This window comes from Streptomyces sp. CA-278952, assembly GCF_028747205.1.
Lineage (GTDB): Bacteria > Actinomycetota > Actinomycetes > Streptomycetales > Streptomycetaceae > Streptomyces.
The window spans coordinates 6,020,944-6,035,305 of the sequence record NZ_CP112880.1 but is presented as its reverse complement, the minus strand read 5'-3'; the positions used below and the strand labels follow the sequence as shown (position 1 = coordinate 6,035,305).

12 protein-coding genes are annotated in these 14,362 nt (G+C 73.2%); 6 read left to right on the top strand and 6 right to left on the bottom strand.

All coding sequences use genetic code 11. From position 1 onward, the window contains the following. Nucleotides 1-43: 43 nt before the first annotated feature. Nucleotides 44-1,660 carry an HtaA domain-containing protein gene (locus tag N7925_RS26855; protein ID WP_274345409.1) on the bottom strand — a complete coding sequence of 539 codons (1,617 nt, stop codon included), beginning with the start codon at nt 1,658-1,660 and terminating at the stop codon, nt 44-46. Between the two features lie 90 nt (nt 1,661-1,750). After that, on the bottom strand, nt 1,751-3,223 hold the full coding sequence (locus N7925_RS26850) for an HtaA domain-containing protein (protein WP_274345408.1): 1,473 nt from the start codon (nt 3,221-3,223) through the stop codon (nt 1,751-1,753). Between the two features lie 133 nt (nt 3,224-3,356). Here N7925_RS26850 and N7925_RS26845 point away from each other — a divergent pair, with 133 nt between their 5' ends. The 4 genes from N7925_RS26845 (at nt 3,357) to N7925_RS26830 (ending at nt 7,616) form a co-directional block, all read left to right on the top strand. Then, nucleotides 3,357-4,463, top strand: coding sequence for a heme/hemin ABC transporter substrate-binding protein (locus N7925_RS26845; protein ID WP_274345407.1), 1,107 nt, complete (start codon nt 3,357-3,359; stop codon nt 4,461-4,463). Beyond that, nucleotides 4,460-5,572, top strand: a complete 1,113-nt coding sequence (locus N7925_RS26840) for a FecCD family ABC transporter permease (protein WP_274345406.1) — start codon at nt 4,460-4,462, stop codon at nt 5,570-5,572. The genes N7925_RS26845 and N7925_RS26840 overlap by 4 nt, the downstream gene beginning before the upstream one ends. Beyond that, nucleotides 5,569-6,408, top strand: coding sequence for a heme ABC transporter ATP-binding protein (locus N7925_RS26835; RefSeq protein WP_265601978.1), 840 nt, complete (start codon nt 5,569-5,571; stop codon nt 6,406-6,408). Before N7925_RS26840 ends, N7925_RS26835 begins: the two co-directional genes overlap by 4 nt. Before the next feature lie 185 nt (nt 6,409-6,593). Beyond that, a complete protein-coding gene (locus N7925_RS26830) occupies nt 6,594-7,616 on the top strand; it encodes a hypothetical protein (protein WP_274345405.1) in 1,023 nt (340 codons plus the stop codon). 105 nt (nt 7,617-7,721) lie between these two features. Here N7925_RS26830 and N7925_RS26825 read toward each other — a convergent pair whose 3' ends face one another. Beyond that, on the bottom strand, nt 7,722-8,468 hold the full coding sequence (locus N7925_RS26825; protein ID WP_265601976.1) for a bifunctional DNA primase/polymerase: 747 nt from the start codon (nt 8,466-8,468) through the stop codon (nt 7,722-7,724). Nucleotides 8,469-8,664: 196 nt separating this feature from the next. Beyond that, the gene (locus tag N7925_RS26820; RefSeq protein WP_265601975.1) at nt 8,665-9,294 is read right to left on the bottom strand and encodes a TetR/AcrR family transcriptional regulator; all 630 of its coding nucleotides are present in this window, start codon (nt 9,292-9,294) and stop codon (nt 8,665-8,667) included. A gap of 162 nt (nt 9,295-9,456) precedes the next feature. On the opposite strand from N7925_RS26820, the gene ddaH reads away from it, so the two are divergent. Continuing rightward, complete coding sequence (ddaH, locus tag N7925_RS26815) at nt 9,457-10,386, top strand: dimethylargininase (protein WP_416223010.1); 930 nt, start codon at nt 9,457-9,459, stop codon at nt 10,384-10,386. Here the strand turns inward: ddaH and N7925_RS26810 are convergent. Further along, the gene (locus tag N7925_RS26810) at nt 10,383-11,375 is read right to left on the bottom strand and encodes a small ribosomal subunit Rsm22 family protein (RefSeq protein WP_274345404.1); all 993 of its coding nucleotides are present in this window, start codon (nt 11,373-11,375) and stop codon (nt 10,383-10,385) included. The two genes, ddaH and N7925_RS26810, sit on opposite strands and share 4 nt — an antisense overlap. Nucleotides 11,376-11,604: 229 nt before the next feature. Here N7925_RS26810 and N7925_RS26805 point away from each other — a divergent pair, with 229 nt between their 5' ends. Continuing rightward, a complete protein-coding gene (locus tag N7925_RS26805) occupies nt 11,605-12,927 on the top strand; it encodes a hypothetical protein (RefSeq protein ID WP_265601972.1) in 1,323 nt (440 codons plus the stop codon). 40 nt (nt 12,928-12,967) lie between these two features. Here the strand turns inward: N7925_RS26805 and N7925_RS26800 are convergent, their stop codons facing one another. Then, entirely contained in the window at nt 12,968-14,353 is a 1,386-nt protein-coding gene (locus N7925_RS26800; RefSeq protein ID WP_265601971.1) for a multidrug effflux MFS transporter, read from the bottom strand. Nucleotides 14,354-14,362: the final 9 nt, after the last annotated feature.

The window sequence follows — 14,362 nt, the reverse complement described above, 5'->3', positions numbered from 1 at the left end:
CTACCGGTACGGCCCCGGGGCCGTTCGCAGGGTGCGGGGTGGATCAGGCGGTGACGTCACGACGACGGCGCGCCGCGATCACGACGCCCGCGCCGGCCGCCACGACGACGCCCGAGGCCGCGATCAGGGCGCCGGTCGGGACGTCGGAGCCGGTGGCGGCCAGGGCGCCCGAGCCACCGGCCGTGGACCCGGTGGAGCCTGTGGAGCCGCCGCCGACCGTGCCACCGCCGCCGGTGGTGGCACCGCCGGTCGTGGAGCCGCCGGTGGAGCCCGAACCGCCGGTGGAGCCGGAGCCGGTGGAGCCGCCCGGAAGCTGGGCGTCCTTGTCGATGGAGACCGCGACGTTCAGGGCGTCGAGCTGCTCGCCCTTGTCGTAGAAGCCGCCGAAGGCCTTGGCGCCGTCCGTGGTGAGCGTCGCCGGAATCTTCTCGAGGTTCACGATTCCGCCCTGGGCGGCGAGCGCGCCGGCGGGCACCTCCAGGTCGGCCAGGGACAGGCCGGTGAACTTGCTGACCTTGCCGGTCTTCTGGTCCTTGGAGGAGACGTCGGCGACGAGCGTGCCGGAGGTGCCCTCGATGTCGACCTTCAGGTTGCCGAGGGACAGGTCGAGGACGTACTCGCCCTTGGTCTCGTGGCCGAGGAACCGCACCTTGCCCTGGAACGCGGCGTTCAGCGTGTTCTTGTCGGCGTCCAGGTGGCCGGTGGCCTTGCTGAAGCGGTAGCCGGCGGTGACGGTGGTCGCGCCGCCGCTCGTCTCGACCTTGCCGTGCGCGATCGGGCCGACGACGTAGGAGCGGAACTTCTCCTTGACGCCCCAGTTCAGGGTGCCGTCGACGACCGGGCCGCTGACGGGCGCGGCGGGCTCGGAGGCGGTCGGGGTCGGGGCGGTGCTCGGCTCGCCGGTGGGCTTGCCGGTGACCGGCGGGGTGGCCGGAGGCGTGACCGGAGGCGTGACCGGGGGCGTGACCGGGGGCGTCGCGGGCGGGGTCGCGGGGGGCGTGGTCGGGGGCTTGGCCGCCTGCTTGACGGAGAGCGTCGCCGGGTCGAGTTCGGCACCCTTCTCGTAGAAGCCGGCGAAGGCCTCGGAGCCGTCGGCGGTCAGCTTGGCGGGGATGTCGGAGAAGACCATCGCGCCGCCCGCGCCGCCGCCCCGCTTGGCCTTGGTCATGTCCAGGTCGGCGATCGGGGCGTCGTTCTTGGTGACGACGGTGCCGTCCATCTTCTTGCTGGTGAAGTCGGCGGTGATGGTGCCGGTCTCCCGGCCGGAGGCGACCTTGACGTCGCTGAGCTGCACGTCGAGGAGACCGTGGTGGCCCTCGAACCGGACGCCGCCCTTGAACGCGGTGTCGGATGCGTGCGTCGAGGTGTCGTACGAGCCCTTGCCGTCGGTGAAGGTGAACACCCCGTTGTCCGCTGCCTGCTCGGCACCGCCCGTGACGGTGATCTCGCCCTGGGAGATGGGGCCCGCTATGTACGTGCGGAAGGACTCCTTGATGCCCCACTCCAGCGTGCCGTCCACCAGTTCCAGCTTCGGGGCCGCGGCGGGCGCGGCCCCGGTGGAGCCGTCGGCGGCGAGGGCGGGAAGGGCGAAGGTCGCGCCCAGGACGGCGGCCGTGGCGACGGCCGCGGCGAGCGTTGTGGGACGGCGGGTTGCTGCCATGTCGGTGGGTCTCCTAGCGGAACAGGGGGAGGGGGAAGAGAGGCGTGGGGGGAGGGAGTGACGACCCATAAGGCGCTCATGGGTGCCGGGTCAGGAGGTCTTGGGCGCGTCGGAGCCCGTGGTGGCGTCGGCGTCGGGGCCCTGCGCGGCCCCCCGGCGGCGCAGGCCGAAGAAGGCCCCGGCCGCGACGAGCACCAGCACACCGCCGCCGATTCCCGCCCAGGTGCCGGCGCCCGGGCCGGAGTCGGAGGCGGCGGCCGCCGGTGCGGCGGAGGGCTCCTCGGCAGCCTTCTTCGTGGGCTCGGCGTCCGCTGTCGGCTCACTGCCGAGGTCCGGCAGCGCGGGCAGCTCGGCCTTCGCGTCGACGGCCACGGCGAGCGAGACCGGGTCCATCGCGGTGCCCGCGCTGTACAGGGAGCCGAACGCCTTGGCGCCGTCGGCGGTGAGGGTGGCGGGAGCCTCGGTGAGGGCGGCGAGGCCGTCCTGCGGCGCGAAGTCCTCGGCGGCGAAGGTGATGAGCGGGACGTCCTCGGTGGTCGTGCCCGCGCTGGTGACGTCGGCCGACAGGGTCCCCTCGCCCTGGGCGACGGCGACGGTGACGCCGGCGAACTCCAGGTCGAGGTCGTGGGCGCCGGTGAAGCGGATGCTGCCGCCGAACTCCGCGTCGAGCGTCTGCTTCTTCGCGTCGTACGTCCCCTTGCCCTGCGGGAAGCGGAACAGCGCCCCGCCGTTCTGGGCGCCGTCGGCGAGCGTCCACTCGCCCTGGCCGATGGAGCCGGTGACGTACTCGCGGAAGGTGCGGCGTACGCCCCAGTCGACGGCGGCGTCCTCGAAGCGGCCCGCGTCCTCCTTGTCCTTCTTCTCCGCCTTCTCCTTCTCCTTCCCCTTCTCGTCCTCGTCCTTCTTCTCCGGGGCGGACTGCTTCGGCTGGGCGGCCGCGCCCTTGGTGTCGACGGAGAGGCTGATCGGGTCGAGGGGGGTGCCCGCGGTGTAGTAGCCGGCGAAGGCCAAGGCGCCCTCGGCGGTCAGCGTGGTGGGGACGTCGGTGAGGGCGACGGGTGTGGAACCGCCCTTCATGTCGATGCCGCCGAGGCCGAGCTTGGCCAGCGGCACCTGGGAGCGGTTGGCGACCTTGCCGGTCCCCCGCTCCTTGCTGACCATGTCCGCGTGGAGCATGCCGCTGCCGCCGCTGATCCGGATGGTGGGGCGGCTGATCGTGAGGTCCAGCTCGTTGCCGCCGTCGGGCTTCTTGTGGCCGGTGAAGTGCACGCCGCCCGAGAAGCCGGAGTTGAGCGCTCCGGTGTCCGGGTCGTAGGAGCCGGTCGCCGAGTGGAAGCGGAACTGACTGCCGCCGACCGTGGCCGCGCCGCCGGTCAGGCTCCAACTGCCGCTCGCGATGGGGCCGGTGACATAGCTCTGGAAGGAGGACTTGATGCCCCAGTCGAGTCGGCCGCCCTGCACCGTACGGCCGGCCGCTTGCGCGGTGGCGGCGGGGAGCAGGGCCCCCAGCAGTACCGCGAGGAGCGCGACGGCGAGCGCGCGGGTGGATCTGGACGACGGCATGGGGCCCTCCGAGGACTGGATACTCAGGTAAGGCTAACCTAAGCTATGCCCAGCCGGGGCCGGAACCCCCTCCGGTCACGCCGTTACCGGCGAACGCCCGACCGCACGCCGCAGAACGACAGGACGGTGCCCCGTGCACATCTCGCAGGCCTTCGCCACGAGGAGCCCCCGGGGCTCCGAGGGCCCGGACGCCGGACGGGACTTTCCCCGTCGCCCGGCCCGGGGCAGGGCGGCCGCCGCCCTCACCGCCGCTGTCACCCTCGCCCTGGTCCTGACCGGCTGCGGCGGAGACGTAGGCGGAGGCGACGACTCCGCGTCGAAGTCAGCCGGGAGCACCGCCGACGCCGACCGGGTCGAGCCGCTCGCCGCCCCGCCCGCGCCGAAGCTTCCGGTGACGGTCGGCTCGGCGGACGGCACGAAGGTCACGATCGGCTCCACCGACCGGATCGTGCCGCTGACCGGGTCGCTGAGCGAGATCGTCTTCACCCTCGGTTTCGGGAAGCAGGTGGTCGCCCGGGACATCACCGCCACCTTCGAACAGGCCGAGAAGCTCCCGGTGGTGACCCGCGCCCACGACGTGTCGGCGGAGAGCGTGCTCTCGCTGAAGCCAACGATCGTCCTGGCCGACACCACCACCGGACCGGCCGAGGCGATCGACCAGATCCGCGACGCCGGCATCCCGCTCCTCGTCGTCGAGCCCGCCAAGGAGCTCGCCGACGTCGGCCGCCGCATCGATACCGTCGCCGAGGCCCTCGGCGTACCGTCCGCCGGAACGGAGCTCAAGGAGCGGACCCGATCCCGGATCGCCGCCGTCCAGAAGTCCATCCCGGACCCCACGGACGGCAAGAAGCCCCGGGTCGCCTTCCTCTACCTGCGCGGCTCGGCCTCCGTCTATCTGCTGGGCGGCGCGGAGTCCGGGGCCGGTTCGCTGCTGGAGGCGGCAGGCGCGGTCGACGCCGGCCAGGAGTCGGGCCTGGACAAGGACTTCACCCCCATCACCAGCGAGGCGCTCGCCAAGGCCGCGCCGGACGCGATCCTCCTGATGACCAAGGGGTTCGAGTCGGTCGGCGGCATGGACGGTCTGGTGAAGATCCCCGGCATCGCGGAGACCCCGGCCGGGATGGACCGCCGGATCGTCACCGTCGACGACGGGGTGCTGCTCAACTACGGGCCGCGCACCGACCGGGTGCTCGCCGCGATCGTCGAGCAGCTGTACGCGAAGGGCGGCACGGGCCGGTGACCACCGCGTACGAGGAACGCACCGGGGCCGGTCCGCAGGCCCCGGGGGAGGGAGCGGACGGCGGCGCCGCCCCCAAGTCCCCCCGGAGCAGGGCGTATCTGCTCACCGCCGTGCTCTCCCTCGCCCTGCTCGCCGGCTGTCTGCTGTCCGCGGCGATCGGCGCGTACTCCATCCCGCTCGGCGACGTCCTGTCCTCCGTGCAGCACCGGATCGGTCTCGGGGGCCAGGAGTTGGACCGGGTCGGCGAGAGCGTCCTGTGGAACGTGCGGCTCCCCCGGGTCGTCCTCGCCCTGCTCGTCGGCGCGTCCCTCGGCTGCGCGGGCGCGCTGATGCAGGGCGTGTTCGGCAACCCGCTCGCCGAGCCCGGCGTGATCGGCATCTCGGCGGGCGCGGCCGTGGGCGCCGTCGCCTCGATCGCGCTCGGCCTGAGCTTCTTCGGCAACTGGACCATCACCGTCTGCGCGTTCATCGCCGGTCTGGTCACGGTGGCGCTCGTCTACACGCTCTCGCGGTCCGGCGGCCGGACCGAAGTGGTGACGCTGATCCTCACCGGTATCGCCGTCAACGCGTTCGCGGGCGCGCTGATCGGCCTGTTCATCTTCTTCGCGGACAACGCACAGATCACCCAGATCACCTTCTGGCAGCTCGGTTCGCTCTCCCAGGCCACCTGGCCCAAGGTGCTCGCCGTGCTGCCGTGCGCGCTGGCCGGGCTCCTCATCGCCCCCTTCCACTCCCGCAAGCTGGACCTGCTGGCCCTCGGCGAGCGGCCCGCCCGGCATCTGGGCGTGGACGTGGAGCGGTTGCGGATCGTCCTGGTGCTGGTGGTGGCGCTGCTGACGGCCGCCGCGGTCGCCGTCGCCGGGATCATCTCCTTCGTCGGGCTGCTCGTCCCGCATCTGCTGCGGATGGCCAACGGCCCCGGCCACCGCTTCCTCGTCCCGGGCAGCGCGCTCGGCGGCGCCCTGGTCCTGGTGGCGGGCGACCTCGCGGCCCGTACGGTGGCGGCCCCCGCCGAGCTGCCGCTCGGGGTGCTGACCGCACTCTTCGGCAGCCCGTTCTTCTTCTGGCTGCTGCGCAGGACCCGTCGTAAGCAGGGTGGTTGGGCATGAGGACGCTGAGAGACCTGTTCGCGGTACGCCCCCGGGAGCTGCCCTCGCCCGTGGCCCCCGGCTCCCCCGCCGTCGAGGCGGTCGGTCTTACGGTCCGCCTCGGGCAGCGGCAGGTGCTGGACTCCGTCGGTCTGACCGCGCACGCGGGCGAGGTGGTCGCCCTGGTCGGGCCGAACGGCGCGGGCAAGTCGACGCTGCTGGCGGCGCTGGCCGCCGATCTGCCCGCCGGCAGCGGCGAGGTGCGGATCGACGGGCGTCCGGCCACCGCGTGGTCCGCGCCCGAACTGGCGCTGCGCCGCTCGGTGCTGCCGCAGTCCGCCGCGCTGTCCTTCCCGTTCCCGGTGGAGGACGTCGTACGGATGGGGCGGGCGCCCTGGGCCGGTACGGATCGGGAGGACGAGGACGACGCGGCGGTGGCCGCGGCGATGGCGGCCACCGAGGTGACCCGGTTCGCGGGCCGCCCGTTCTCGGCGCTGTCGGGCGGCGAGAAGGCCCGGGTGGCGCTGGCCCGGGTGCTGGCGCAGCGGGCCCCGCTGATGCTGCTCGACGAGCCGACCGCCGCCCTGGACCTGCGCCACCAGGAGCTGGTGCTGCGGATCTGCCGGGAGAGGGCCGCCGCCGGGGACGCGGTGGTGGTCGTGCTGCACGACCTCGGCCTCGCCGCGGCGTACGCGGACCGGGCCGCCGTCCTGCACGAGGGGCGGATCGCGGAACTGGGCCCGCCGGACGAGGTGTTCAGCGGTGAGCTGCTCGGTGAGGTCTACCGGCAGCCGGTGGAGGTCTTCCCCCACCCCCGTACGGGCAGGCCGCTGATCGTGCCGGTGCGCGGGGTCTGACGCGGCCTGTGCCGCCAGGGCCTGTCGTCAAACTGCCGTCGTCGCCCGGCAGACGGCAGTTTGACGACAGGCCCTGGGCCACGGTGTGGGCGCTGTATCCGGTCCCCGGCCGCACGCCGTCCGCCGCCCCGGTAGGGTTTCGACGGTCAGTGCGGGCGACGGATCAGAAGGCGCAGAAGCAACGGATGACGAGACACCCTGGGCTGGGCCGGCTGACGGCGGGGCTCGCGACGGCGACGGTGCTGTGCGTGACGGCGAGCGGCTGTGTGACGGTGCACGGGGAGCTGGAAGTGCTGCCCGGGGCGAAGAAGCCGGAGGCCGCGCAGGCGCTCAAGGACTTCACCGACGCCTACAACGCGGCGGACAAGGCGTTCGATCCGGCGCTGGACGCGGACCGGGTGACGGGTTCGCTCGGTGCGATCAACCAGGCCGGGCTGAAGGCGCGGCAGACGTACAACCCCGAGGGCAACAAGGCGCACAAGCCGCTGGTGCTGGACGACGCGATGTACGTCGTCCCCAAGAAGGCGGGCTGGCCGCGCTGGTTCCTCGCGGACACCGACTCCAACCGGGACCAGGACGGCGGGAAGCTGGACACCCGCTGGCTGGTGGTGTTCGTGCGGTCGGGCCCCGACGCGCTGTGGAAGGCGTCGTACCTCGCGGTGGTCCCGTCGTCCCAGGTACCGGAGTTCACCCTGGACGAGGACGGGTTCGCCACCCCGGTGAAGCCCGATGACGACGGCCTGGCCGTGGCGCCCGCGGAGCTGAGCGCCTCGTACACCGGCTATCTGCAGAGCGGCACCCCGGATGTGTTCACGCCGTCCACGGCGACCTCGGGCTGGCGCGAGACGCGCCGCACCACACGGCGGGCGGGGTTCTCGTACCAGTACGTCGACCAGCCGCTGACGCGTGCGGCGTTCGCGCCGCTCGGGCTGCGCACCGAGGACGGCGGGGCGCTGGTCTTCTTCAGCAGCAAGCACTTCGAGCGGCAGACCGCGGCGAAGGGGCTGCGACCCGAGGTCAACGCGGATGTGAAGGCGCTGCTCACCGGCGAGGTGAACAGCAGTCTCACGAAGGAGCGGGTCTCCAGCCAGCTGGTGCACGTCCCGCCGCGCGAGGGGGCGGCCGGCTCCGAGTCCGGCTCCGGCTCCGGCGGCAAGGTGCGGATGCTGAACCGGCTGCCGGGTCTGGTCGCGGCGAAGGGCGAGTAGCAGGGCAGCGGCTCGGGCCGCCGCGCCGCCGGGCGGCCCCACGGCATCCGACGGCGCCCGGCCCTGCGGCCGGGCGGTCGCACACCGGACCGGTGGGCCGACGGCTCAGCGGCTCAAGGGCCAGGCGATCGAGTCGTGGTCCAGCTCGCTCTGCTCGGCACTGCCCGCGTACCGCGCGCAGGCGTCGGTGAGCGTCTCCAGCAGGGTCAGCGGATCGGGCAGCTCGTGCTCGGGGCCCCGCACCCAGCGGACGTCCAGCTCACCGGGGAGCCGGGCGGGCGGCAGCAGGACGTAGCTGCCCCGGCAGTGCCAGCGCAGGCCCGGGTGGGCGTCCATGGTCTCGGGGTGGCAGTCCAGCTCGCAGGGCCACCACTCGTCCTCGTCCTCGGGGGTGCCGCGGGTGGCGGTGAAGAAGAGCATCCGGTCCTCGCCGGACTGGGCGACCGGGCCGACGTCGATGCCGGCGTCGAGAAGGCGCTCCAGGGCGCTGCGGCCCGCGGTGAGCGGCACGTCCAGCACGTCGTGGACCATGCCCGTCGCGGTGATGAAGTTGGCCAGCGGCTGGCTGCCGGCCCAGCGCTCGATCTGGGCGCGGTCGGTGGTCGACTGCGTCTGCCAGGCGAAGGAGATGGGATGCCGGGCAGGGGTGGGGCAGCCGATGCGTTCGCACGAACATCGGTATCCGAGGGGGTGGGCGGCGGGGGCGATGGGCATGCCCGCGTCGGCGACCGCCAGGAGCAGCGCGACCCTGGCCGACTCGTCTGCCTCGGCCCCCGGTGCTTTGGGACGTCGCCGCAGCCACTGGGAGATCCTGCTCTCTGTGCCGCGGAAACGGCCGGAATCGGCGCCCATCTATCCCCTCACCTCAGCAGTTCACCTCAGCGTTGCCTCTCCATCGTCGCACCATCCTGCGGTTCGGGTGGCCAGAGTTCACCAGCGGGGCCGGGTACCACCGCACCGAGTGAGCACCATCACGCCCGATGTCACCCCATACCGGACGTCTCCCCCCTTGCCGGTGGATCTTGGGGCCCCCGCCGGGCCCTCGGGATCAGGGTCGCGGGGTGAGCCCGCCGAGGGTGTAGTCGACGATCGCGTCGGCGTAGGTGTGGGTGAGCGGCAGGGTCCGCAGCAGCCAGCGGTGCATCAGCGGGCCGACGAGCAGTTCCAGGGCGATCCGGGGGTCGGCGTCGGCGCGCAGGTCCCCGGCCTCCTGGGCGGCCCGCAGGCGTGTGACATACAGCTCGAGCTGCGGTTCGAGCAGCTTGGTGACGAATTCGGCGCCCACTTTCGCGTCGACGATGCCCTCGGCGGTCAGCGCGCGGGTGGGGACCGCCAGTGCCGGGTCGTTCAGCTCGTCGACGGTGGCCCGCAGGACGAGCTTGAGGTCGGCGGTCAGATCGCCGGTGTCGGGGATGCCCTGCGCGGCGTCGCCGGACTGCGGTCCGGCCTCCTCCGCGGCCCGGCCCGCCAGGTCGAGGAAGGCTTCCATCAGCACGGCCGCCTTGGACGGCCACCAGCGGTAGATGGTCTGCTTGCCGACCCCGGCGCGGGCGGCGATACCCTCGATCGTCGTGCGCCGGTACCCCACCTCTCCGACGAGGGCGAGGGCGGCGTCGTGGATCGCGCGGCGGGAACGGTCGCTGCGGCGGCTGGAGTCGGGGGCCTTGGTGGGTGCCATCCCCCCAATCTAACGCCGAACGAGCCGATACGTATCGTCTTGTAGTGGCTACGGGTCGTGGGCCGGGCGGCGGCCGTCCGGCCGACGGGGGCATGCGGGCGGCGCGGGGCATCCGGGCGGTGGCCGCGCCCGGGCGGTCCGGTGAACCACCCGATCGATCGACTGCGAAATCCGGCGCGCACGGCGCACCATGGGCTCACGCACAGACCGTGCGCTTCCCACCGTTCCGCGGCCCCGGCCGCCGTTCGCGAGGAGCCAGAGTTGAACCGTGACGCCACCCCTCGTCGCTACCTGATGTGCGCCCCGGCGCACTTCCGGGTCACCTACTCCATCAACCCGTGGATGGACCCGTCCAAACCCGTCGACCTGCCGCTGGCCCGGACCCAGTGGGAGGACCTGCGCGACCGCTACCGCGCCCTCGGCCACACCGTCGAGCTGCTCGCCCCCCGTCCCGACCTGCCCGACATGGTCTTCGCCGCCAACGGCGCCACGGTGATCGGCGGCCGGGTGCTCGGCGCGCTGTTCGCGTACCGGGAGCGGTACGAGGAGGCCGGAGCCCACCGGGAGTGGTTCCGGGAACACGGCTTCACCGAGGTCCATGAGCCGGAGCACGTCAACGAGGGCGAGGGGGACTTCGCCGTCACCGCCTCGTACCTGCTGGCCGGGCGCGGCTTCCGGTCCAGTCCGCTCTCGCACGCCGAGGCCCAGGAGTTCTTCGGACTGCCGGTCATCGGGCTCGATCTGGTGGATCCGCGCTATTACCACCTGGACACCGCGCTGTGCGTGCTGGACGCGGCGGCCGACGAGATCATGTACTACCCGGACGCCTTCTCGTCCGGCAGCCGGGCGGTGCTGCGCCGGCTGTTCCCGGACGCGCTGCTCGCCCGGGAGGCGGACGCGGCGGCGTTCGGCCTCAACTCGGTCAGCGACGGGCGCCACGTCCTGCTGCCGCAGGGGGCGACCGGGCTCCTGGACCCGCTGCGGGACCGGGGCTTCGAGCCGGTCCCGATGGACCTGGGCGAGCTGCTCAAGGGCGGCGGCAGCGTGAAGTGCTGCACCCAGGAGCTGCGGGAGTCTGACGACAGGGCCTAGTCAGCAGCGGGCGGCCAGGGATCGCCCCAGGCTACGTCCCTGGCCGCCCGGTACAGCTCGCCGTGGCGCTTGGTGACCGTGGAGCGGGCCAGGCCGTCGTCGCGGGTGCACAGCTCCAGCAGTACCTGGCCCTTGCGGATCTGTGGCCTGCGGGTGACCCGGGCGGGCGCCGGGGCGGTGGGGAAGCGGGTGGCGACCACGTAACTGAACTTCTCGTCCTCGTGGCTCAGCGAGCCGCCCTTGACCTGTCGGTGCAGCGAGGAGCGGCTGACCCGGGCCGAGAAGTGGCACCAGTCGGCCCCAGGGGTGATCGGGCAGGCGTCGCTGTGCGGGCAGGGGGCCGCGACGCCCATCCCGGCGGCGATCAGCCGGTCGCGGGCCTCGATGATCCGGGCGTAGCCGTCGGGGGTGCCCGGCTCCACGATCACCACCGCCTGCCCGGCCGCCGCCACCGCGTCGACCAGCTCGGTCCTGGCCCCGGCGGTCAGCTCCTTGAGCACATAGCTGACGGTCACCAGGTCCACCGGGTCCAGCTCCAGCGCCGCTCCGATCCGCGCCTTCTCCCAGCGCGCGTCGCGGAGCCCCGGGACCCCGGACGCCTCGGCGAGTTCGCGGCCGAGTGCGAGGGCCGGTTCGGCCCAGTCCAGGACGGTCGTGGCCGGGCCCTCCCAGACCCCGGCCACCGCCCAGCTCGCCGCGCCCGTGCCGCCCCCGACGTCGGTGTGGGTGGCGGGCGTCCAGTCGGGGGCGGCCCCGGCCAGGGCGTCGAGGGCGGACCGTACGGCTTCGTAGGTGGCGGGCATCCGGTACGCGGCGTACGCGGCGACGTCCGAGCGGTCCCGCAGGATCGGGGCGTCCGTCGGGGTCTCCCCCCGGTAGCTCGTGATCAGCCGGTCGACGGCCTGCGCGGCCTGCTTGGGCGGCAGTCCGTCGAGCAGCCCGGCCAGCGCCGCGCGCAGGGACTGTGCGGTGGGGAGGGTGACGTTCACCGCCGAATTGTAGGGCGGAGGGGGCCCGGCGGACGCATTCCGCTTCGCCCGGGCCCAGGGGGGTACGGAGAGACGTGCGCGGGCGGCACGGGACCTCGACGGGTCCCCACCAGGACTTCACGTAACCGGTACGGAACGGGAATCCGGCGAACTCCACTCCGCCGGGGGCCTGTTGCTACGCTGGCCCGCGCGTGGACGGCACCGGTCAAGATGGTCCAGCAGGGGAGCCATGAGGCAGAAGATCGTGCGGCTGACGCTCGTCGGCGGGGTGGTCTTTCTCGCCCTGCTCCTGCTGCTGGCCACCTGTGGCGGCAGCCCCGACGAGGACGACCGGAAGAACGGCGCGGCCACCGGGACGGCGAAACCGGTGCTGCCGAGCGCCGGGCCGGTGACCCGGCTGACCGTTCCGCCGCAGTACGCGACGGACCGGGGCTGGGAGATCATCGGCTCCTCCCCCGACGTGGCCGTCTCCCACGCGACGGGCCTGCTGGCCTATCTGGAGCGGACGAAGGACAACCGCTACCGGCTGCGTACCGTCGACACGGCCACCGGCGAGCTGGGCTGGCGCGGCAAGGCCTGGCGGCAGCCGGACCCGCTGCACTATCCGAGGCTCGCCACGGTCGCCAAGGGCGACCGGCAGTTCTTCGTGACCTGGTCCTACGGGAAGGTCGGCGACGGGCTGTCGCCGTCGAGCACCTTCCTCGCGCTCGATCTGTACGACGTGACGAACGGGAACCGGCAGCGCGTCGAGGTGCCGTGGTCCGGCGCCCCGGCTGTCAACACGACCGGGCCGTCCATCGTGATCAGCGACGCGAAGGCGAACAGCACCCTGGTGGACCCGGTCACGGGTGAGGTGTCCGAGCTGGGCGCGGACCAGCTGAAATATCCCCGGGGCTGCCCGGCCTGCAAGCAGCTCACCGAGGTGCACGGGCAGACCGCCGAGGGCCTGCTGCTGGGCGGAGTACGGGAGTTCTGGGTGCGCGGCGGCTGGTTCAGCCGGAACGTCGCGCCCAAGGGCGCCGACAGGGGCAGCGGTGTGGTGACGTCGACGACCCCGGACCAGGTGCTGGCGAAGTGGGCGCCGGCGAAGAAGACCAAGCGGGCGGCGACCCACGAGCTGTGGGCGGTGCACGACGCGGCGACCGGTGAGGTCCTCACCTCGGTGGAGTGCCACAAGCCCGCCATAAAGCCGGGGCTCTTCCCGCAGGCGGTCCTCTCCCCCTCGGGCGACTACCTGATCGCCGGGAACCTGGCCTTCGATCTGGAGGCGAAGCAGGGCCGCTGCTTCGAGGACGAGGGCGGCGCCGCCCATCTGACGCTGGCCACGGTGACGGACGACGGCATCGCGTACGGGGCCGAGAACGCGCGCGACGCCTCGGAGGCGCTGTCCGGCGGCGGGCTCCCGGTCGCGATGGACTTCGCTACCTGGAGCACCGAGCGGCTGTCGCGCAACGCGCGGCTGCCGGGGACGGAGACGACCGGGGTCGGGGTGTTCCGCTGGACCGACCGGCAGGACCGCACGCATCTGATCGGCTACCCGCGCACCGGGTGAGTCCGCGGCGGGCGCCGGGCCCGCGGCGGGGTGCGGTGGCTCAGAGGCCGCCGGCCTCGCGGCCCGCTCGCTGCCAGGGGCGGCACAGGAGCAGGAAGCACGCCACCGCCGCCACCGCGCACACCACCTGGACCACGGCCATCGGGACGGCCGTGTCCTCGCCGGCGATGCCGACCAGCGGGGAGGCGACCGCGCCGATGAGGAACGAGGACGTGCCGAGCAGCGCGGAGGCGGAGCCCGCCGCGTGCTTGGTGCGCATCAGCGCCTGGGCGTTGGTGTTCGGCATCGCGAGACCCATCGCCGACATCAGCACGAAGAGCCCGGCCGCGACCGGTACGAGGCCGACCTCGCCGAAGACGCCGGCCGTCATGAGCAGCAGCGCGACGGCGGCCAGCACGATCACCGCGAGGCCGAAGCCGAGCACCTTGTCGAGGCTGACCCGGCCGACGAGCAGCTTGCCGTTGATCTGTCCGACGGCGATCAGGCCGATCGAGTTGATCCCGAAGAGCAGGCTGAAGGTCTGGGGCGAGGCCCCGTAGATCTCCTGCACGACGAACGGGGAGGCGGCGATGTACGCGAACAGGACGGCGAAGGCGAGCCCGCCCGCGACCATGTAGCCGGTGAAGACCCGGTCGGCGAGGAGCCCGCGCATGGTGCGCAGGGCGTCGGCGACCCCGCCGGTGTGGCGGTCGGCGGGCGGCAGCGTCTCGTGCAGCCATTTCCAGACGACCAGGGTGAGCACGATGCCGACGGCGGTCAGCACGACGAAGATGCCCCGCCAGTCGGTGATCCGCAGGACCTGCCCGCCGATCACGGGGGCGATGACCGGGGCGACGCCGGAAATCAGCATCAGGGTGGAGAAGAACCGGGCCATCTCCACGCCGTCGTAGAGGTCGCGCACCACGGCCCGGGCGATGACGATGCCGGCCGCGCCCGCCAGCCCCTGGAGGAGGCGGAAGCCGATGAGGAGTTCGGCGGTGGGGGCCAGGGCGCAGATCGCGGTGGCGAGGACGTAGACGACCATGCCGAGGAGCAGCGGTTTCCGGCGGCCCCAGCGGTCGCTCATGGGGCCGACGACGAGCTGGCCGAGCGCCATTCCGGCCAGGCACGCGGTCAGGGTGAGCTGGATGGTGGCGGCGGGGGCGCTGAGGGAGTCGGTGACGGCGGGGAGCGCGGGGAGGTACATGTCCATGGACAGCGGCGGCAGCGCGGTGAGTCCGCCGAGGACCATGGTGACCAGGAGGCCGGTGCGCCGGGCGGTCTTCGCCGCCGGGCCGGGAAGGCCGGCCGGGGCGGTGACCTGCGGGGCGGCGGGGTCGACGGAGAGAGCCCCCGCGTCGCCGTGCGGGATCTGCCGGTCGTCGGCCCCGGCCCCGGTGGTGGGTATGTGTGCTCGCTGGGCCCGGCTGCCGCCGCTGTCCGGCATTCTCTTCTC

Coding starts and splice junctions, on each gene's coding strand:
- N7925_RS26855 (WP_274345409.1), bottom strand. CDS start 1,660: ATGGCAGCAACCCGCCGTCCCACAACGCTCGCCGCGGCCGTCGCCACG.
- N7925_RS26850 (WP_274345408.1), bottom strand. CDS start 3,223: ATGCCGTCGTCCAGATCCACCCGCGCGCTCGCCGTCGCGCTCCTCGCG.
- N7925_RS26835 (WP_265601978.1), top strand. CDS start 5,569: ATGAGGACGCTGAGAGACCTGTTCGCGGTACGCCCCCGGGAGCTGCCC.
- N7925_RS26830 (WP_274345405.1), top strand. CDS start 6,594: ATGACGAGACACCCTGGGCTGGGCCGGCTGACGGCGGGGCTCGCGACG.
- N7925_RS26825 (WP_265601976.1), bottom strand. CDS start 8,468: ATGGGCGCCGATTCCGGCCGTTTCCGCGGCACAGAGAGCAGGATCTCC.
- N7925_RS26820 (WP_265601975.1), bottom strand. CDS start 9,294: ATGGCACCCACCAAGGCCCCCGACTCCAGCCGCCGCAGCGACCGTTCC.
- N7925_RS26805 (WP_265601972.1), top strand. CDS start 11,605: ATGAGGCAGAAGATCGTGCGGCTGACGCTCGTCGGCGGGGTGGTCTTT.
- N7925_RS26800 (WP_265601971.1), bottom strand. CDS start 14,353: ATGCCGGACAGCGGCGGCAGCCGGGCCCAGCGAGCACACATACCCACC.